This window comes from Paracoccus aminophilus JCM 7686 (assembly GCF_000444995.1).
GTDB classification, from domain to species: domain Bacteria; phylum Pseudomonadota; class Alphaproteobacteria; order Rhodobacterales; family Rhodobacteraceae; genus Paracoccus; species Paracoccus aminophilus.
Genome location: NC_022041.1, coordinates 257112 through 276117, shown reverse-complemented (window position 1 = coordinate 276117; position 19006 = coordinate 257112). Strand labels below are relative to the sequence as shown.

Below are 19006 nucleotides of genomic sequence, written 5' to 3'. Positions count from 1 at the left end.
CCGCGATTTGAGGCGACGGGGAATGGCTGTGCTCGACAAGAAACGGATCTGGGGATGGTGGTTCTTCGATTGGGCCAGCCAGCCTTACTCGACGCTGCTGATGACCTTCATCTTCCCGATCTATTTCACCGAGGCCGCGCGCGCCCATTTCACCGCGCTCGGCCAATCGCCCGCCGAGGCCGGTGCAAGCGCCCAATCGCTTTGGGGCTATGGGCTGGCGATCGCCGGGATCTGCATTGCGGTGCTGGCGCCCATTCTGGGCTCGGTCGCGGATGCGGCGGGGCGGCGGCTGATCTGGGTCTGGTTCTTCTCGATCTTCTACGTGCTGGGCTCGGGCGCGCTGTGGTTTCTGACACCCGCGGGCGACAATCTGATCCTTGTGGTCGCGGCCTTCGGTATCGGCCTGATCGCCATGGAATTCACCACGATCTTCACCAATGCGCTGCTGCCGGGCCTTGCCCCGCGTGCCGAGATCGGGCGCGTTTCCGGCACGGGCTTCGCCTTTGGCTATCTGGGCGGCGTGGTCTCGCTCGCGGTAATGCTGCTGTTTTTCGCCGAAAACACCCAGACCGGGCGGACGCTGATCGGCCTCGCCCCTGCTTTCGGCCTTGACCCGACCCTGCGCGAAGGCACCCGCGCCGCCGGGCCGCTGACCGCGATCTGGTATATCGTCTTCATGCTGCCCTTCCTGTTTTGGGTGAAGGAGCCGCGCAGCGCCAGCAACACGCGCGCCGCAAGCGGCATCCGCCCGGCGCTGCGCAGCCTCTGGACGCTGTTGAAAAGCCTGCGCCATCGCCGCTCGCTCACGGCCTGGCTGATCTCGTCGATGTTCTCGCGCGATGCGCTGAACGGGCTTTATGCCTTCGGCGGCGTCTATGCGGCGGCGGTGCTGGGCTGGCCGGTGTTTCTCGCAGGGGTTTTCGGCATCGTCAGCGCGTTTTCCGCCGCGCTCATCACCTGGCTTGGCGGGCGCGCGGATCAGCGCTGGGGACCGCGCCCGGTGATCGCGGTCTGCTCGGTCGTGTTGATCGCCGTCTGCCTGATCGTCATCGGCATGAGCCGCGAGAGCTTCTTCGGCCTGACAATCCCGCCCGGATCGAAGCTGCCCGATGCGATTTTCTTTGCCTGCGGCATCGCCATCGGCGGCGCGGGCGGCGCGCTTCAATCGGCGAGCCGGACGATGATGGTCCATCACACCACGCCCGAACAGGCGACCGAAGCCTTTGGCCTTTATGCGCTTTCGGGCAAGGCCACGGCCTTTCTCGCCCCGCTTCTGATCGCGGTGGCGACCGATCTCAGCGGCAATCAGCAGATCGGCATCTCTCCGCTCATCGTGATGTTCATTTTCTCGCTCTTGCTGTTAACTCGGGTCAAACCAGAGGGAGAACCCGAGCAGTGATCAGACGCATTCTGACAACCGCCGCAGCTTTGGCCGCGCTGGCGTTGCCGGTATCGGCGCCGCCCGCCATGGCCAAGGATCCGCTTGCCAAAGACGTATTCGGCGCCGCGGCTGGCCCGACCGGAGGCAAGCCCGCCGCCATCGGCTTTTACTCGAAAGGCTGCATTTCCGGCGCGGTCCAGCTGCCGGAAACCGGGCCGAGCTGGCAGGCCATGCGGCTGTCGCGCAACCGCAACTGGGGCCATCCCCAGATGATCGATTTCCTGATCGGCCTGTCGCAAGCCGCGCAGAAATCGGGCTGGCGCGGGCTGTACATCGGCGATATCGGCCAGCCGCGCGGCGGCCCGGCCTCGTCGGGTCACGCCAGCCACCAGATGGGGCTCGATGCCGATATCTGGATGCTGCCACCCTCGAGCCTGAAGCTCTCGGCTGCGCAGCGCGAAGATGTCTCGTCGGTTTCGGTGGTGAACAAGGCGGGCACCCAGCTCACCGAATATTGGAACCCCGGCACCTTCTCGATCATCCGCGCCGCCGCCAGCGATCCGCGCGTCGAGCGGCTTTTCGTCGATCCGGTGGTCAAGGTCGCGATGTGCGAGCAAGAGACCGGCAACCGCGCCTATCTGCGCAAGATCCGCCCGATCAATGCGCATAACTTCCACTTCCACGTCCGCCTGTCCTGCCCTGCGGGCTCGGTCTGCCAAAAGCAGGACCCGCCGCCCGCCGGAGACGGCTGCGCCGAGGCGATGGAATGGATCAAGAACCGCATCGATCCAAGCCGCGTGAAGCCGGTGCCGCCTGATCCGAACTATCGCCATCCCCGGACCTATCGACTGAGCGAGATGCCCGAGCAATGTCAGGCCATAGCCGTCGCACGCTGACGGGACGTTTCTCGGTCCTGATCGCCTTTTGTGTCGCCGCTGCTGCTCTTTTGACGGCGGCGGCGACCTATACGGTCAACGCCCGCGGCGAGATCTCGAACAAGGCCGAATATATCGGCACCTATGTCTGGCACGAAGATGCGCCGGATTTCGGCGGTTATTCCGGGATCGAGCTGACAGAGGACGGGCGCAGCTTCATGGCTTTGTCCGACCGCGCGACCCTGCGCTGGGGCGAGATCGAGCGCGACGCCGAAGGTCGCATCTCCGGCATGGTCTCAAAAGGCATGTCGCGGCTGCACGATAGCCAGGGCCGCCCGCTCCCGCCCGGTCATCTCGGCGACAGCGAGGGCATTGCGATCGACAGCGAGGGCCGGATCTATGTCAGCTTCGAGGGGCTGGTGCGGGTCGCGCGCTATGACACGCCCGACGCGCCTGCCAAGGTCCTGAAAGGCCCGCCCGAATTCAAGCAGATGCAGCGCAATTCCGCGCTCGAATCCTTGGCGATCACCCCGGACGGCACGCTTCTGACCATGCCCGAACGCTCGGGCGCGCTCGACCGGCCCTTCCCGGTTTGGCGCTGGCGCAAAGGCGTCTGGGATCAGCCGTTTTCGGTCTCGCGCAATGGTAACTGGCTGCCCGTCGGCTCGGATATCGGGCCCGATGGCAAGTTCTATCTGCTCGAACGCGACTTCAAAGGATTGCTGGGATTCCTCAGCCGCGTGCGCCGCTTTGACCTGACCGATGCGGGGCTGGTGAACGAAGAAATTCTTCTGCAATCCTATCCGATGCAATATGACAATCTCGAAGGGATCGCGGTCTGGAAGGACGATCAGGGCATCCGTTTGACCATGATTTCAGACGATAATTTCTATTTCCTCCAGCGCACAGAGCTGGTCGAATACCGCATCCGCGACTAAGCTCGCCCGGCCCATTTGCGAGTTGCAACCAGCCGATTTCCGCCCCCCGCGCAGCCTTTGCTTTACTTGGAGGCATTTCCACCTTTCCATATCGGCGCACCGACAGGGAGGGAGAGCGATGAGTGAGATGACCGCGACCGAGGCTCTGGACCGGGCCATCGACAGCGCGCTTGCCGAGAACCGGATCGTCGGCGCAGCGGTGCTGATGGCCGAGGATGGCGAGACCGTTTACGCCCGCAACGCCGGGCTCGCCGATCGCGAGGCCGGGCGCGAGGTCACGCCGGCGACTTGGTTTCGCTACTCCTCGGTCTCGAAGCCCTTCACCACAGTGGCGGCGCTGCGCCTGATGCAAGACGGGCGGCTCTCGCCCGAGGATCCGGTCGTGCGCTGGCTGCCCGATTTCACCCCGGCCTTTGCCGATGGCACCCGCCCCGAGATCACGGTCAATCATCTCTTGTCGCATATGGCGGGGCTCGATTATGGCTTTGGCCAGCTTCCGGGTGGCAGCTATGAGACGGCGGGGGTCTCGGATGGGATTTCCGAGCGCGCGATTTCGCTGGCCGAAAACATCCGCCGGATCGCGAGCGTGCCGCTCGATCTGACGCCGGGCGAAGATTGGCGCTATTCGGTCGCAACCGACGTGCTGGGCGCGGTGATCGAGGCGGTGACCGACAATGCCCTGCCCTTCGCCATGGCCGATCTCGTGACCGGGCCGCTGGCGCTCGATGCTGCCTATTTCCTGCCCGGCACGCAAAATCTGGCCGCCGCCTATACCGATGCCCGGCCCGAGCCGCGCCGGATGGAGGGCGTGACCCATGCGCAGGGCAATCTGCCCGAGGGTTATCGTTTCAGTTATGACCCCGAGCGCATCACCGATCTCTCGGCCTTCCCCTCGGGCGGGGGCGGCATGGCGGGCACCGCCGAGGCCGCGCTGACGCTGCTCGAGACCCTGCGCGCGGGCGATTTCATCGCGCCCGAATGGCGCCGCGCCGCGACCGAGCCGCGCTTTGCCTATCCCCATCCGATGCGCGGCCCCGGCATGAGCCATGGCTGGGCGGGGGCGATCGTGACCGATCCGGCGCTGGCGGGCATCGATCTGTCGCCGGGCAGTTTCAGTTGGGGCGGCATCTATGGTCATAGCTGGTTCATTGATCCGACGCGCCGCCGCACGGTTCTGGTGATGACCAATACCGCCGTCGAGGGCATGGCGGGGCAGCTCTCGCTGGAGGCCATGGCCGCGATCTCCCGGCCCTAGGCCCGCGCCTGTCGCGCCCGCGCGGCGCTTGACAGAGGGCAAGGCGAGGCGTATCCGCCCGCCTTGCCCGCAAGAGCGGGCCGAGTCTCCGCTACCTTGTCAAAACGGAATCCGACATGACCCGCCTTCTGCCCGGCATTCTTGCCATGGCCATCGTTGTGGTGGCCTCGAATATTCTGGTCCAGCATCTGCTGGGCGACTGGCTGACCTGGGGGGCGCTGACCTATCCCGTGGCCTTCCTCGTCACCGATATCATGAACCGGATCTATGGTCCGGCCGCCGCACGCAAGGTCGTCTTTGCGGGCTTTCTGACCGGCATCGCCTGTTCGATCGTCGCGGCTGGCATGGACAAGACCACGCTGCGCATCGCCATCGCCTCGGGCGCGGCGTTCTTGTCGGCGCAGCTTCTCGATATCGCGATCTTCAACCGGCTGCGGCGCCTGAACTGGTGGCTGCCGCCTCTGGCCGCGACTTTGGCCGGATCGGTTCTGGATACGGCAGTGTTTTTCGGCATCGCCTTTTCCGGCGCGCTGAGCGGGCTTTTCCCCCATGACGATGTCGCCTGGGCCAATGCGCTGGTGCCGCTTCTGGGTCATGGCCCGGTCCAGCCGCTTTGGGTGTCGCTGGCTCTCGCCGACTGGTCGGTCAAGATGGCGCAGGCGATTGTGGCGCTGGTGCCGTTCCGTATCATTGTCGGAAATCTTCTCGAGCGGCGGGCGCAAATCTGATTGACAGATGCCCGATATGTGGCACGCTCAACTCAACGGCAACGTATTGAAAGGAGGTGGTCCAGTGTCGAGAGTGATATTGGAGAGAGGTGTCGGGACAGTCAGGGGGGCCGTGGCCTGAGGGCAGACCCGTGGGTCGTAAGCCCTGACTGGGACGGTAGGTCTCCAGCCCTAACCGGACCATCTCCGTAGATCTCGCGGGCCGTACCGAAAGGGCGGCCCGTTTTGCTTTGCCCGCCATCGGAATGGTCGGGAACTGGTCGGATGCGGTATGTCGCGCCGGTTCTTAGGGGCCGGCTTTTGGGGGGAGCCCGATGTGGGAGGCGCGGCGGTTGGCGCGCGCTGCGATGCCTCCGGCGGGGATATTTGGGGCATGAAAGACGGGGCTGGCGGTTTTGAAGCTGGCCGATGTTGGGTCCGCCGACTTTGGGCCGGGGTGAGCTCAGTTAGAGCGATTTGGGATCGGTGGTTTCTGGCGGGGCTTCAGGTTGATCAGGCGCGGCGGGCTCGCTGCGGGCGTGGTGCAGACCCAGACGCGACATCGGAGCCTCGCGCTGCATTTCATGGAGCAGGTCGATCTGGATGCGCTGGATTTCGAGCAGACGTCGCCATTGATGGCTGAGCTGATGGTCGATCTTGTCGTGCAAGAGCCGCAATTCGAGCTCTGCCTTGAGATTGACCTGATAGTCGTTTTCCGCGCGCAGCCGATCCTTGGCCTCCTGGCGGCGCTGGCTCATCATAATGATCGGGGCCTGAAAGGCGGCGACGCAGGACAGAAGCAGGTTGAGCAGGATGAACGGATAGGGGTCGAAGGGCTGTGACAGGATGCCGATGGCATTCATGCCCATCCACAGGACCAAGACGCCGCAAAAGAGCAGGATGAAGGTCCAGGAGCCGCCCCATTCGGCCACGACATCGGCGACGTTCTGGCCGACGGTCTGCTCTTCCTCGATATCCTCGGGCGCGGTTTGCAGGGTCAGCAGGCGGCCGGTGCGCAGGGCCTCGGCGACTTCGGATTCGAGCTCGCCCAGCTCTCCGGTTTCATCGGCGAGCACATGGGTGAGGTAGAGCTGGCGGTATTTCAGCAGGCAATCGGCGCAGACGGCGCTGTCCTCGTTCCAATCGGGCACATCCTTGCGGATGAGCGCGGTCAGCGAGTTGCGGATGTCGCTGTCTGGGGTCAGCAGCCGGGCGGGATAGTCCCTGTGGCAGACCGAGCAGGGCTTTTGGGGCGTTTCGTCCTCTGGCATGTGGCGCGGCTCTGACATGGGGCGCTCATTCGTAATTTTGCTCGATTCGTCCATTCTGGCGACCGTAGCCGAGCCGTGCCATGCCGCCAAGACGGTGAAATCTGCGGGCGCTTTGCATCCGGGCTTGATCCCGGGACGGGCGCAGGGCTTGATAAAGATCAGCCGCCAGCGTCCTGCGGGCGGCCCCGAGCCGCGTGAGGATGCCATGTCGAAAACCCTGTCGCTCTGTCTGCTTGCCGCTGGTCTGACCACGGCCCTGCCCGCTTTCGCCAATGATCCGGCGAGCTGCGCCACGATCCGGACCTCTGATCCGGGCTGGACCGATATCACCTCGACCGATGGCGTGGCCGCCGTGGTCTTCGCAGGGCTGGGCTACAAGCCCGACATTCGCACTTTGTCGGTCCCGATCGGCTATGAGGCGCTGAAATCTGGTGAGATCGATTTCTTCCTCGGCAATTGGATGCCCGCGCAGCAGAAGTTCCGCGACGATCTGAACGCTTCGGGCAAGGTCGAAGAGCTGGTGACCAATCTCACCGGCGCGAAGTTCACGCTGGCGGTGACTGGCACGGCGAAGGATCTCAACGTCAAGGATTTCGCCGATCTCGATGCGCATAAGGATGCGTTTCAGGGCAAGATCTACGGCATCGAGCCGGGCGCTCCGGCGAACCAGTCGATCACCAAGATGATCGATGCCGACAAATTCGGGCTGGGCGATTGGCAGCTTGTCGAATCGAGCGAACAGGGCATGTTGGCGCAGGTGCAGAAAAACGATGCGGCGGGCGTGCCCACGGTCTTTCTCGCCTGGGCGCCGCATCCGATGAACGTCAAGCTGGCGATCACCTATCTCGCGGGCGGCGACGAGGAATTCGGCCCCGATTTCGGCGGCGCGACCGTGCATACGCTGGCGCGCAAGCATTGGGTGGCGCAATGCCCGAATGCGGCGAAGCTGCTGACGCAGATGGTCTTCGACGTGGATATGGAGAACCAGCTGATGGGCAAGATCCTCGACGACGGGATGGATCCGCAGGTGGCGGCCAAGGGCTGGATCGCCGCCAATCCCGAGCGCGTGACGACCTGGCTCGAAGGTGTCACGACGCTTGACGGCAAACCGGGCGCGGATGCGGTTCTGGCCTCGGTGAAGTGAGTAGAGCGACGTGACGAAACGACCCAATGTCTTGATTCTCATGGCCGATCAGCTGTCGGGGGTGCTTTTCCCCGACGGCCCGGCCGATTTTCTGCACACGCCGAACCTGAAGCGGCTGGCGGCGCGCTCGACCCGGTTCAAGAATGCCTACACCGGCAGCCCGCTCTGCGCGCCGGGGCGGGCGAGCTTCATGTCGGGGCAATTGCCGCGCCGCACGCGGGTCTATGACAATGCCGCCGAATTCGCCTCGGATATCCCGACCTATGCCCATCACCTGCGCCGGGCGGGCTATCAAACCACGCTGTCGGGCAAGATGCATTTCGTCGGGCCCGATCAATTGCACGGGTTCGAGGAGCGTCTGACCACCGACATTTATCCCGCCGATTTCGGCTGGACGCCGGATTATCGCAAGCCGGGCGAGCGGATTGACTGGTGGTATCACAATCTGGGCTCTGTCACCGGCGCGGGAGTCGCCGAGATCACCAACCAATATGAATATGACGATGAGGTCGCCTATAACGCTTGCCGCAAGCTTTACGATCTGTCGCGGGGCGCGGATGAGCGGCCTTGGTGCCTGACCGTCAGCTTCACCCATCCCCATGACCCCTTCGTGGCGCGGCGCAAATACTGGGATCTTTACGAGCGTATCCCGGAGCTCGCCGCCCCTGCCCCGATTGCTTACGCCGATCAGGATCCGCATTCGCAGCGTCTGCTCGATGCCTGCGACTGGACCGGGCTGGAGGTGACCGAGGAGAATATCCGCCGCTCGCGTCAGGCCTATTTCGCCAATATCTCTTATATCGACGACAAGGTCGGCGAGATCCTCGACGTGCTCGAACGCACCCGGCAAGAGGCGATCATCCTCTTCCTGTCCGATCATGGCGAGATGCTGGGCGAGCGGGGGCTTTGGTTCAAGATGAACTTCTTCGAGGGCTCGGCGCGGGTGCCTTTGATGATCTCGGCGCCGGGGATGGAGCCGGGGCTGGTTGAGCGGCCGGTCTCGACCATCGACGTTCTGCCGACGGTTTGCGATCTGGTGGGTATTTCCATGACGGAGATTGCGCCTTGGACCGATGGCGAAAGCCTCGCCGGTGGCGGGGCCGATCGGGGGCCGGTGGCGATGGAATATGCGGCCGAGGGCTCGATCACGCCTTTGGTGGCGCTGGTCGATGGGCCGTGGAAATATATCGCCTGCCCCGCCGATCCCGAGATGCTCTTCCATCTGGGCGATGATCCGGGCGAGCGCGTCAATCTGGCAAGCGATCCCGGTCATGCCGATCAGCTGGAGCGCATGCGGGCGATGGCGGCGGCGCGCTGGGATCTGGGCGCCTATGATCGGGAGGTGCGCGAAAGTCAGGCGCGGCGCTGGATCGTTTACGAGGCGCTTCGCAATGGCAGCTATTATCCGTGGGATTATCAGCCGCTGATGCAGGCATCCGAGCGCTATATGAGGAACCACATGGATCTGAATATCCTTGAGGACTCCAAGCGCTTTCCGCGCGGGGAATAGTCCTGAGGTTGAGAGCAATGAGAAAGGGCGGGGAAATCCCCGCCCTTCTTCGTCAGATGCACAGTCTTTCGATCTGCAGTCTTTCGATCTGCCGCGTTCAGATGCGCTCGATTGCCAGAGCGATGCCCTGTCCGCCGCCGATGCACATGGTGATCAGGGCTTTCTTGCCTTGGGTCCGTTCCAGTTCATACATCGCCTTGACGGTGATGATCGCGCCGGTCGCGCCGATCGGATGGCCCAGTGCGATCGCGCCGCCATTCGGGTTCACCTTGGCCGGATCGAGGCCGAGGCCCTTGTTCACCGCCAGAGCCTGCGCCGCGAAAGCCTCGTTTGATTCGATCACGTCGAAATCGGCAGCGGTCAGGCCGGTTTTCTTCAGCACCGCCTCGACCGCCGGGATCGGGCCGATGCCCATGACTTCGGGACGCACGCCCGCGACCGCATAGCCGAGCACGCGGAATTTCGGCGTGAGCCCCGCCGCTTTCGCCGCATCCGCCCGCGCCAGCACGATCGCGCCCGCGCCATCGTTCAGCCCCGAGGCATTGCCCGCCGTCACGGTGCCGTCCTTCTGGAAGGCCGGGCGCAGTGCCGCGAGCTTCTCGAGATCGGTCGCCTTGGGATGCTCGTCGGTGTCAAAGGCCACGACGCCCTTGCGGGTCTTGATCTCGATCGGGACGATCTGGTCCTTGAACCGGCCCTCGGCAATCGCCTTGGCGGCGCGGGTCTGGCTTTCCAGCGCGAAAGCATCCTGCGCCTCGCGCGAGATCTCGTTCTCTTTCGAGACGTTTTCCGCCGTCACGCCCATATGGCCGGTGCCCATCGGGCAGGTCAGCGCGCCGACCATCATATCGACCATCTTCACATCGCCCATTTTCGCACCGAAGCGCGCCGCGGGCACCGTATAGGGCGCGCGGCTCATGGATTCTGCGCCGCCGGCCACGGCGAAATCGGCGTCGCCAAGCGTCAGCGCCTGCACGGCCGAGACAATCGCCTGCACGCCCGAGCCGCAGAGCCGGTTCACGTTCATCGCCGGCGTCGTGTTCGGCACGCCCGCGTCCAGCATCGCCACGCGGCTGAGATACATGTCGCGCGGCTCGGTGTTCAGAACATGGCCGAAAACCACCGTGCCGATTTTCTCGGGCGAAACCCCAGCGCGCTCGAGCGCGGCCTTGGTCACCGTCGTCGCAAGCTCGATCGGCGTCACTCCCGCAAGGCTGCCGCCGAAAGCGCCGATGGCCGTGCGCGCGCCCGACAGGATGACGATTTCATTCTCTGACATGGTTTCCTCCCCGAATCCCATTCCGGTCTCAATCGCGCGGATGCTAGCTTGCTGCGCTGCGGCGGGAAAGCCCCGTGACACTTGCGTCGCGCAGAAAAGCCATTGAAGATGAGCGCATGAGTGATGATCCCAGATTGAGCCTCCGCCTGCATTTCGCGCAGGGATTGACCTTTGGCCGTGGCAAGGCGGATTTGCTGCAAGCGATTGCCGACGAGGGCTCGATCTCGGCGGCGGGCCGCGCCATGGATATGAGCTATCGCCGCGCCTGGGCGCTGGTCGAGGAAATGAACCTGGCCTTTACCGAGCCTTTGGTCGACAGCGCGCGCGGCGGCAGCGGCGGCGGCGGCGCCCATCTGACCGCGCGGGGCGAGCAGGTCTTGCGCGATTATCGCGCGCTTGAAGCCGTGCTGCGCCATCAGGGCGAGCCGCATCTGGCCTCGCTGCGGGCCGGGCTGAAACCCGCGCCGCCCGCGCCGGAAGCGAGCGCCGACGATGCCCCGCAAACCGCGTCTCAGACCGCCCCTCAGACCGTTGTATCGGGGGAGAAATAGCGCTTGCCCCGCACTCTGCGGTTTGCTTATGTCCGAAAGGACACAACGAACCGTTGCAAGTATCGGAGCCCTACATGCGCTTTTCCCTGATTACGGCAGCTTTCTGCGCCCTTGTCGCCACGCCTGCGCTGGCCGAGGATTTCACGATTTTCGCCGCAGCAAGCCTTAAGGACGCTCTCGACAAGGTGGCCGAGGACTGGAAAGCCCAGACCGGCGACACCGTCACGATTTCCTATGCAGGCAGCTCGCAGCTGGCCAAACAGATCCAGCAAGGTGCCCCGGCCGATATCTTCATCTCGGCAGCGGTGAACTGGATGGATGCGCTCGAGAAATCCGACAATATCGACAAGAGCACCCGCACCGATCTCCTGGGCAATACGCTGGTGATCGTCGGCAAGGATGCCCCCGCGCTGACCGAGCTCGACAAGCTGCCCGAGGCGCTCAATGGCGGCAAGCTGGCGATGGCGCTGATCGATTCGGTGCCCGCAGGCCAATATGGCAAGCAGGCGCTGGAGAAGCTGAACCTCTGGTCGAAGGTCGAGGGTCAGGTCGCACAGGCCGACAACGTCCGCGCCGCGCTGGCGCTGGTCGCGACCGGCGAGGCGCCGCTCGGAATCGTTTACGGCAGCGACGCCGTGGCCGAGAAGGACGTGAAGGTCGTCGCGACCTTCCCCGAGGACAGCCATGATGCGATCGTCTATCCGGCCGCGCTGATCAAGGGCACCAAATCGGCCGAGGCGGGCAAGTTCCTGTCCAGCCTCAAGACCGATCCCGCCAAGAAGGTCTTCGAGGATTTCGGCTTCACGGTTCTGCCCTGATCCGAGCCTCTGACCCATGACGGATTGGCTGAGCCCACAGGAATGGCAGGCGGTTGCGCTGTCCATCCAAGTCTCGATCGTCGCGACAGTGCTCAGCCTGCCGTTTGCCGTCGCCGTGGCCTGGGTTCTGGCGCGCAAGCGCTTTCCGGGCCACGGGATTCTCAGCGGCATTGTCCATCTGCCGCTGATCCTGCCGCCGGTCGTCACCGGCTATATTCTGCTGTTGAACTTCGGCACCAAAGGCCCGATCGGCTCGGTTCTGAAGGAGCTGGGCATCGTTCTGGCCTTCCGCTGGACCGGAGCCGCGCTGGCCGCCGCCGTCATGGCCTTCCCGCTGACCGTGCGCGCGATCCGGCTGGGCTTCGAGGCGGTTGATCCCAAGCTTGAAGAAGCCGCCGCCACGCTTGGTGCGCCGCGCTTTTGGGTGTTTCTGACCGTAACCCTGCCGCTGATCTTTCCCGCGCTTCTCGCCGGGGCAACGCTTGGCTTTGCCAAGGCGATGGGCGAATTCGGGGCCACCATTACCTTCGTGTCGAACATTCCCGGCCAGACCCAGACCATCCCTTCGGCGATCTACGCCCTGCTGCAATCTCCCGGAGGCGATGCGGCGGCGATGCGGCTGGTGCTGATCTCGGTCGTGATCGCCATGGGCGCGGTCATCATCTCGGAAGTGCTGGCGCGGCGGGCCGCGCGGACATGACGGCGGTTTCGGTTGCGATCCGGCGCCAGTTCCCGACGCTTGGCCTTGATATCGCCTTCGAGGCGCCCTCGGGCGTGACCGCGCTTTTCGGCCCCTCGGGCTGCGGCAAGACCTCGACCATCAATGCGGTGGCGGGGTTGATGACGCCCGAAAGCGGGCGGATTGCCGTCAATGAGCGCGTGCTCTTTGACAGCACCGCCGGGGTTAATCTGCCGGTCAAGGACCGCCGCATCGGCTATGTCTTTCAGGATGCCCGGCTGTTCCCGCATCTGACCGTCGCCTCAAACCTGCGCTATTCGTGGCGCTTTCGCCGCGGCGCGCGCGCGGATTTCGACCGCATCGTCGAGATGCTCGCGCTCGGGCCGCTGCTCAAGCGTCGTCCGCGCAATCTCTCGGGCGGGGAAAAGCAGCGCACCGCCATCGGGCGCGCACTGCTGTCGGGGCCGGAGCTTTTGGTCATGGACGAGCCTCTGGCCGCGCTCGACGAGGCGCGCAAGGCTGAGATCATGCCTTGGCTCGAACGGCTGCGCGACGAGGTCAATCTGCCGATCCTCTATGTCAGCCATTCGACCGCCGAGGTTGTGCGGCTGGCGACGACCCTCGTGATGATGCAGCAAGGCCGCGTGATCTATTCCGGCCCGGTCGCCGAGGCGCTGTCGGATGCCGCCACCGGCCCGGCCTTCGGCCTGCGCGAAGCGGGCGCGCTTCTGCCCGGCCGGATCGAGCGGATCGAGCCCGATAGCATGTGCCGCGTCGCCACCCCTGCCGGCGCGCTGCTTCTGCCCGCGCAAAACGAGCCCGAAGGCGCCGAGATCCGGCTGCGTATCCTCGCCCATGAGGTCATTCTGTCACTGACCCCGCCCGAGGGGCTCTCGGCGCTGAACGTGCTGCCCGCGCGGGTCGAAAAGGTCAGCGGCGGCTTTGTCGAGCTGGCCGTGGGTGAGTCGCGCCTGCTCGCCCAGATCACCGAAAGATCGGTTGCAGCGCTGGGGTTGGCGCCCGGGATCCCCTGCCATGCGATCATCAAATCGGCGGCAATGGTCCGATCTTGAGCGCCTTCTCGGGTTTGTCATTGGCGAAAGGCCGGGTTTTGTCTATGGTCGGTGCAAAAGGCGTCACAAAAAAAGACCATGAGGGCAGAATGAACAGGTATCTGAAACTGGCCATCGTCGGGCTGGTTGCTTCCTGTGGCGGCGGCGGGAACTACAAGGCGCCGCGCAATCTGGAAAACGCCTGCGCCATCGTGGCCGAGCGTCCAGCCTATTTCAGCGCGATGCAGGCGACGGAACGGCGCTGGGGCATTCCGGTCCATGTCCAGATGGCCTCGATCCATCAGGAATCGAAATTCATCGGCGATGCCCGCACTCCCCATCAATATGTTCTGGGCATCATCCCGGTCGGCCGCCAGAGCTCGGCTTACGGCTATAGCCAGGCGCTGGACGGCACTTGGGAGGAATACCAGAAAGAGACCGGCAACCGCCGTGCCAAGCGAGACAACATCCGCGACGCCACCGATTTCATGGGCTGGTATATGGATGGCACGGCGAAACGGCTCGGCGTTTCGAAATGGGACGCGCAATCGCAATATCTCGCCTATCACGAAGGCCGCACCGGCTTTGTCAACGGCTCGCATAACGGCAAGCCGTGGCTTTTGACAGTGGCCTCGAAGGTCGGTCAGCGCGCGGAAACCTATCGCGCGCAGCTGATCGCCTGCGGCAAGGCCCGCTGAGGCCAGCCCGCGCACAGCTACGAAAAACCCCCGGATGCTTCCGCGCCCGGGGGTTTTTCGTAGTCAATCAGGCCTCGTCGATCAGCGGCGGCGGCGATCGATCTCGTTCTGGATGACGAAGGTCGAGGGCGCAAAGCTGACCCCGGTTTTCATCTCGCCGAGAATCACCGTGGTGCGCTGGCCGCGATCATCGGTCACGACCCATTGCCGCAGCTGGGTCGGATTGGCGGTAAAGGCCATCTGGATATTGCCATATTCGGGATGGCTCGGATCCTGCGCCGTCACCACGGTCGAGTTCTTCGCCTCGGTATAGCCCGTCACCATGCGGTCCTGCGACAGGTTCACATTGGGCGCCAGAATGATCGAGAGCGGGGTTTTCGACAGCGGATATTGCTGCGGGCCGCCGTTCGATTTGCCGTCAAAAATCGCGACCTGACCCGACGAGGCCAAAACCAGCGTCTTGTCGCCGCGATATTCGAAGCGCACCCGGTTCGGCCGCTGGATATAGACCGTCCCGGTCGAGATCGTGCCATCGGCATTGATCTGGGTGAAATCCGACTGCGCGGTCTGAAGGCTGTTCAGATAGCGCGAGATTTCGGTCAAGGGGATCTTGTCGGCCAAAGCCGGAAGGGCGAGGGCCAAGGAAAGGACGGGCGCAAGAGCGAGGGCGAGAAGCTTTTTCATAACCAGAATATTATCGGATCCCCAAAGGCTTGCACATCACGTTCGCCGGATATGCTGCGGCTCAACTCTCGCGCGGGCGTGAGCGTTCCCGCCTCACGCCGCGATGACGTCATGGTTACAGGCGCCGCCCCGTCAAAAGACGAGGCATCGGATCAAGCCCCAGCCCTGCCGCCTGCCGCATGAAGCGACGACGCAAGCCGGGCACGCCATTGACCACGCCCATGCCAAGCGAGCGGCCCAGGCGCAGCAGCGGATTGTCGTTGGAAAAGATCGCATTGACCGCATCCATGCCCAGCGCCAGCGCGGTCGCATCGGGCCTGCGCCAGCGCTCATAGCGCGCCAGAACCGCCGTGCTGCCGATATCCTCGCCCCGCCGGCGTGCCTCGACCAGCACCTCGGCCAAAGAGGCGACATCGCGCAGGCCAAGGTTCAGCCCCTGCCCCGCGATCGGATGCACGCCATGCGCGGCGTCTCCGACCAGCGCAACGCGCTCGGCCATGTAATCATCGGCGAGCGTCAGCCCGAGCGGATAGGAAAAGCGCGGCCCGGCCAATCGGATCTCGCCCAGAAAATCGCCGAATCGCGGGCGCAGCACCTCGAGGAAATCGTCATCTCCCAGTGCGCGGATCTCTCGCGCGCGGTCGGCGGCCTCGGACCAGACGATGGAGGAGCGGTTGCCCGGCAAGGGCAGGATCGCCAGAGGGCCGGTCGGCAGGAAATACTGATGCGCAATGCCGCCATGAGGCAAGGCGTGGTCAATCGCCGCGACCAGCGCGATCTGGCCATAATCATGGCCCTGCCGCCCGATCCCCGCGCGCGTGGCCGTGCCCGAGGCCCGCCCATCCGCGCCAACCAGCAGCGAGGCCAGAAGCTCGCGCCCGTCCTTCAGCCCGACCGCGATATGGGGGCCGCGCAGCTCTTGCGAGACGACCTCGGCGGCCGGAATATGCGTCACCTTGCCCGCCATGCCCGACAAGAGGGCGCGATAGAGGAAACGGTCTTCGAGCATATAGCCCAGACGCCCCTCCTCCAGCTCGGCGCTGTCGAAATGCAGCCAAAGCGGCCCCGCGCCTTCGCCTGCATGGCCCTGCGAGGCGCGCACCTCGTTGATCGGTTGCGCCTTGTCGGCGAGATCCCGCCAGAGCCCCAGCGCGGCCAGCAGCCGCTGCGAGGCCAAAGCCAGAGCATAGGCACGCCCGTCAAAGCTCTCGCCCGCGCGCAGATCGGCGGGGCGGGCGTCAACCACGGCCACGCTGAGCCCCGCATCCGCGAGCGCCAGTCCAAGCATCGGGCCATTGAGGCCACCGCCCGCGATCACGACATCAAAATTCTGTTTCATAGCGGCAGTATCTCCGGCGCCCGGGCAATGTCCATGTGGCATGAATACAAGCGTAAAGCCCGCCATTGAAGGAGGCTGCCGAGCGGAGTAGCCTTAACCCAGAACGACGACGGAGGTCATGATGGATTGGTTGCGCGCTTCGGCGGCCGAACAGGGACGCGCCATCATGGCTGGGCTGATTAGCCCGCTTGAGCAAACCGAAGCCTATCTCGATGCCGCGCTGCGCCATCCTTACGGCGAACGGATCTATGCGCGCATGACGCCAGAGCGGGCGCGCAAGGAATCGGTGGCGGCCCATGATCGCGCCCGGACCGGACGGCGGCGCGGGTTGCTCGATGGCGTGGCACTGAGCTGGAAGGACAATTTCGACACGGCAGGCGTTGCGACCGAGGCGGGCTCGCGCCTGCTGGAAGGCCGTATCCCAACCGAGGACGCCCGCGTTCTGGCCAATGCCACCGGCGAGGGGCTGATCTGTCTTGGCAAGACCCATCTGACCGAGCTCGCCTTTTCGGGACTGGGCCTCAACCCGATGACCGCGACCCCGCCCAATGCCTATGATGCGGCGCTGGCGCCGGGGGGCTCGTCCTCGGGCGCGGCGGTCTCGGTCGCGCTCGGGCTGGCGGCCGCAGCGATCGGCTCGGACACCGGCGGCTCGATCCGGCTTCCGGCGGCCTGGAACGGGCTTGTCGGCTTCAAGCCCACCCATGGCGCGATCTCTGGTCAGGGCATCGTGCCGCTGTGCCTGCGCTTTGACACCGCTGGTCCGATCGCGCGCACGGTCGAGGATTGCGCTTTGCTGTTCTCGGCCCTGACCCAGACCGCAGCGGTCGATCTTTCCGAGACGCCGAACCGCAAGCTGCGCGTTTTGGTGCTCGAAGGGCTGCCCTTCGACGAGGCGCGCGAGGCGCCGGTTGCGGCCTTCGAGGATGCCATTCACCGCCTTGGCAAAGCGGGCGCCCAGATCACCCGCGCCACTTTGCCCGTCGTGACCGAGATCATGCAAAATGCCGCGACGGCCTTTGCGCCCGAGGCCTATGGCATCTGGCGCGATCAGATCGAGGCCGCGCCCGAGCTGATGTATCCGCCGATCCTCGCCCGCTTTCGCGGCGGCAAGGATGTGCTCGCGACCGATTATGTCGCCGCCTGGATCAAGATCGACGAATTGCGCGCGGCCTATGCCGAGGCGGTCGCGGGCTATGATGTCGTGGCGCTGCCGACCTCGCCGATCCTGCCGCCCGATGTCGCCCTGCTTCTCGCCGATCCCGAATATTTCGCCCGCGAGAACCTGCTGGCTTTGCGCAACACCCGGATCGGAAACTTCCTTGGCCTGCCCGCGATTTCGCTGCCGACCGGCCATCCCGGCTGTGGGCTCATGCTGATGGGCCACGCAAGGCGTGACCGCGCGCTTCTGGTCAGCGCCGCCGGGGCCGAGGCCGCGCTTGCGGTCTGAGGCTGGGTGATGTCAGCGCGGCCCTTTCCCGGCGGGCACGCTGCTCGGGCATTTGAGCAAAAGCCGACCACCGCCCCGGCAAAGCTGCCGATTGACTGGACGAAACCAGCCTTTGCCGGTAGTCTGCGAGCAAACGGGGCGAGACGACCCCGATCTGAGAGGCAGTCATGACACAGAGCGAGCGGTTCTCGAACCTGCCCGAATACGCCTTTCCGCGTTTGCGGAGCCTTTTGACCGGGATCGAACCCGGCCTTGCCGATCAGGCCCAGCCGGTGGTGATGACCATTGGCGAGCCGCGTCATGCTTTGCCTGATTTCGTCGCGCCCATTCTGGCCGAAACCATCGCGGAATTCGGGAAATACCCGCCGAACGAAGGCGCGCCCGAGCTGCTTCAGGCAATCTCCGACTGGATCCGCCGCCGCCATCGCCTCGAGATCCCACCCGCGCAGATCTGCACGCTCAACGGCTCGCGCGAGGGGTTGTTCAACGCGGCGATTGCGCTGTGCCCGGAAACCAAGAACGGCGCGCGCCCGGCGATCCTTGTGCCGAACCCGTTCTATCAGGTCTATGCCGTCGCCGCCGCTGCGGTCGATGCCGATGCGGTCTTCGTGCCCGCGACCTTCGCCACGGGCCACCTGCCCGATTTCGCGGGCCTGCCCGCCGAGACGCTGGCGCGCACCGCCATCGCCTATCTGTGCTCGCCCGCCAATCCGCAGGGTGCGATTGCGAGCGAGGACTATCTCGAAGAGCTGCTCACGCTGGCCGAAACCCACGATTTCGTCATCTTCTCGGATGAATGCTATTCCGAGATCTACCGCGACGTGCCGCCGCCAAGCGCCTTGGCCGTCGCCGCGCGGATGGGGCTGACCGACCGCGTCGTGATGTTCAATTCGCTGTCGAAACGCTCGAACCTGCCGGGGCTGCGCTCGGGCTTTGCGGCGGGCGGGGCCGATGCGATCAAGCGCATCCGCACGCTGCGCAGTTATTCCGGCGCACCGATCCCGCTGCCCGCACAGCGCGTCAGCACCAAGGCCTGGTCCGATGACGCCCATGCCGAGGCGAACCGTCAGCTTTACTTGCAGAAATACGCAATCGCCGACCGCATCTTCGGCAATATCCCGGGCTATTTCGCGCCGCAGGGCGGGTTTTTCCTGTGGCTGCCCGTGCCCGCCGAGATCGGCGACGGTGAGGCCGCCGCGAAGAAGCTTTGGGGCGAGGCCGGGGTGCAGGTTCTGCCGGGCGGCTATCTCGCCCGCGACAGCGCCGCCGGAAATCCCGGGCGCGACTTCATCCGCGTGGCGCTGGTCGATGATGCCGAGAAAACCGAGGCGGCGCTGAACCGTCTCAAAAACTGTTTGTATCAAGGGGGTTGAGC

The 19006-nt window shown here is 64.8% G+C and carries 18 protein-coding genes; 14 read left to right on the top strand and 4 right to left on the bottom strand.

What is annotated here, in order from left to right; translation table 11 throughout:
• The first annotated feature begins 22 nt into the window (after positions 1 to 22).
• From JCM7686_RS01370 to JCM7686_RS01350, 5 genes are all read left to right on the top strand, one after another.
• Positions 23 to 1399, top strand: a complete 1377-nt coding sequence (locus JCM7686_RS01370; protein WP_020949074.1) for an MFS transporter — start codon at positions 23 to 25, stop codon at positions 1397 to 1399.
• Positions 1396 to 2277, top strand: coding sequence for a penicillin-insensitive murein endopeptidase (gene mepA, locus JCM7686_RS01365; RefSeq protein WP_020949073.1), 882 nt, complete (start codon positions 1396 to 1398; stop codon positions 2275 to 2277). The genes JCM7686_RS01370 and mepA overlap by 4 nt, the downstream gene beginning before the upstream one ends.
• A complete protein-coding gene (locus JCM7686_RS01360; RefSeq protein WP_020949072.1) occupies positions 2250 to 3194 on the top strand; it encodes an esterase-like activity of phytase family protein in 945 nt (314 codons plus the stop codon). Before mepA ends, JCM7686_RS01360 begins: the two co-directional genes overlap by 28 nt.
• A gap of 118 nt (positions 3195 to 3312) precedes the next feature.
• Positions 3313 to 4449, top strand: coding sequence for a serine hydrolase domain-containing protein (locus JCM7686_RS01355; protein WP_020949071.1), 1137 nt, complete (start codon positions 3313 to 3315; stop codon positions 4447 to 4449).
• A 116-nt stretch (positions 4450 to 4565) separates the two neighbouring features.
• Positions 4566 to 5177, top strand: a complete 612-nt coding sequence (locus JCM7686_RS01350) for a VUT family protein (RefSeq protein WP_020949070.1) — start codon at positions 4566 to 4568, stop codon at positions 5175 to 5177.
• 446 nt (positions 5178 to 5623) lie between these two features.
• Here the strand turns inward: JCM7686_RS01350 and JCM7686_RS01345 are convergent, their stop codons facing one another.
• The gene (locus tag JCM7686_RS01345; protein WP_236635862.1) at positions 5624 to 6445 is read right to left on the bottom strand and encodes a DUF1003 domain-containing protein; all 822 of its coding nucleotides are present in this window, start codon (positions 6443 to 6445) and stop codon (positions 5624 to 5626) included.
• Positions 6446 to 6632: 187 nt separating this feature from the next.
• On the opposite strand from JCM7686_RS01345, the gene choX reads away from it, so the two are divergent.
• Positions 6633 to 7571 carry a choline ABC transporter substrate-binding protein gene (gene choX / locus JCM7686_RS01340; protein ID WP_041527487.1) on the top strand — a complete coding sequence of 313 codons (939 nt, stop codon included), beginning with the start codon at positions 6633 to 6635 and terminating at the stop codon, positions 7569 to 7571.
• A gap of 10 nt (positions 7572 to 7581) precedes the next feature.
• Complete coding sequence (betC, locus tag JCM7686_RS01335) at positions 7582 to 9081, top strand: choline-sulfatase (RefSeq protein ID WP_020949067.1); 1500 nt, start codon at positions 7582 to 7584, stop codon at positions 9079 to 9081.
• 97 nt (positions 9082 to 9178) lie between these two features.
• Here the strand turns inward: betC and JCM7686_RS01330 are convergent, their stop codons facing one another.
• Entirely contained in the window at positions 9179 to 10360 is a 1182-nt protein-coding gene (locus JCM7686_RS01330; RefSeq protein WP_020949066.1) for an acetyl-CoA C-acyltransferase family protein, read from the bottom strand.
• Between the two features lie 116 nt (positions 10361 to 10476).
• On the opposite strand from JCM7686_RS01330, the gene JCM7686_RS01325 reads away from it, so the two are divergent.
• From JCM7686_RS01325 to JCM7686_RS01305, 5 genes are all read left to right on the top strand, one after another.
• Positions 10477 to 10911: a winged helix-turn-helix domain-containing protein gene (locus tag JCM7686_RS01325; protein ID WP_084621009.1), complete on the top strand. Its 435-nt coding sequence runs from the start codon at positions 10477 to 10479 to the stop codon at positions 10909 to 10911.
• Between the two features lie 74 nt (positions 10912 to 10985).
• Positions 10986 to 11729, top strand: a complete 744-nt coding sequence (modA, locus tag JCM7686_RS01320) for a molybdate ABC transporter substrate-binding protein (protein WP_020949064.1) — start codon at positions 10986 to 10988, stop codon at positions 11727 to 11729.
• Between the two features lie 16 nt (positions 11730 to 11745).
• A complete protein-coding gene (gene modB / locus JCM7686_RS01315) occupies positions 11746 to 12429 on the top strand; it encodes a molybdate ABC transporter permease subunit (protein ID WP_020949063.1) in 684 nt (227 codons plus the stop codon).
• A complete protein-coding gene (gene modC, locus JCM7686_RS01310) occupies positions 12426 to 13481 on the top strand; it encodes a molybdenum ABC transporter ATP-binding protein (RefSeq protein WP_020949062.1) in 1056 nt (351 codons plus the stop codon). Before modB ends, modC begins: the two co-directional genes overlap by 4 nt.
• An 89-nt stretch (positions 13482 to 13570) precedes the next feature.
• Positions 13571 to 14158, top strand: a complete 588-nt coding sequence (locus JCM7686_RS01305; protein WP_041527485.1) for a transglycosylase SLT domain-containing protein — start codon at positions 13571 to 13573, stop codon at positions 14156 to 14158.
• Positions 14159 to 14239: 81 nt separating this feature from the next.
• Here the strand turns inward: JCM7686_RS01305 and JCM7686_RS01300 are convergent, their stop codons facing one another.
• Positions 14240 to 14842 carry a LolA family protein gene (locus JCM7686_RS01300; protein ID WP_020949060.1) on the bottom strand — a complete coding sequence of 201 codons (603 nt, stop codon included), beginning with the start codon at positions 14840 to 14842 and terminating at the stop codon, positions 14240 to 14242.
• Between the two features lie 115 nt (positions 14843 to 14957).
• Positions 14958 to 16181 carry a UbiH/UbiF/VisC/COQ6 family ubiquinone biosynthesis hydroxylase gene (locus tag JCM7686_RS01295; protein ID WP_020949059.1) on the bottom strand — a complete coding sequence of 408 codons (1224 nt, stop codon included), beginning with the start codon at positions 16179 to 16181 and terminating at the stop codon, positions 14958 to 14960.
• Between the two features lie 121 nt (positions 16182 to 16302).
• Between JCM7686_RS01295 and JCM7686_RS01290 the strand changes: the two genes are divergently transcribed.
• Complete coding sequence (locus JCM7686_RS01290) at positions 16303 to 17631, top strand: amidase (RefSeq protein ID WP_020949058.1); 1329 nt, start codon at positions 16303 to 16305, stop codon at positions 17629 to 17631.
• Positions 17632 to 17798: 167 nt separating this feature from the next.
• Positions 17799 to 19004 (top strand): aminotransferase class I/II-fold pyridoxal phosphate-dependent enzyme, encoded by a 1206-nt coding sequence (locus JCM7686_RS01285; protein WP_020949057.1) that lies wholly within the window; start codon positions 17799 to 17801, stop codon positions 19002 to 19004.
• The last annotated feature ends 2 nt before the right edge of the window (positions 19005 to 19006 follow it).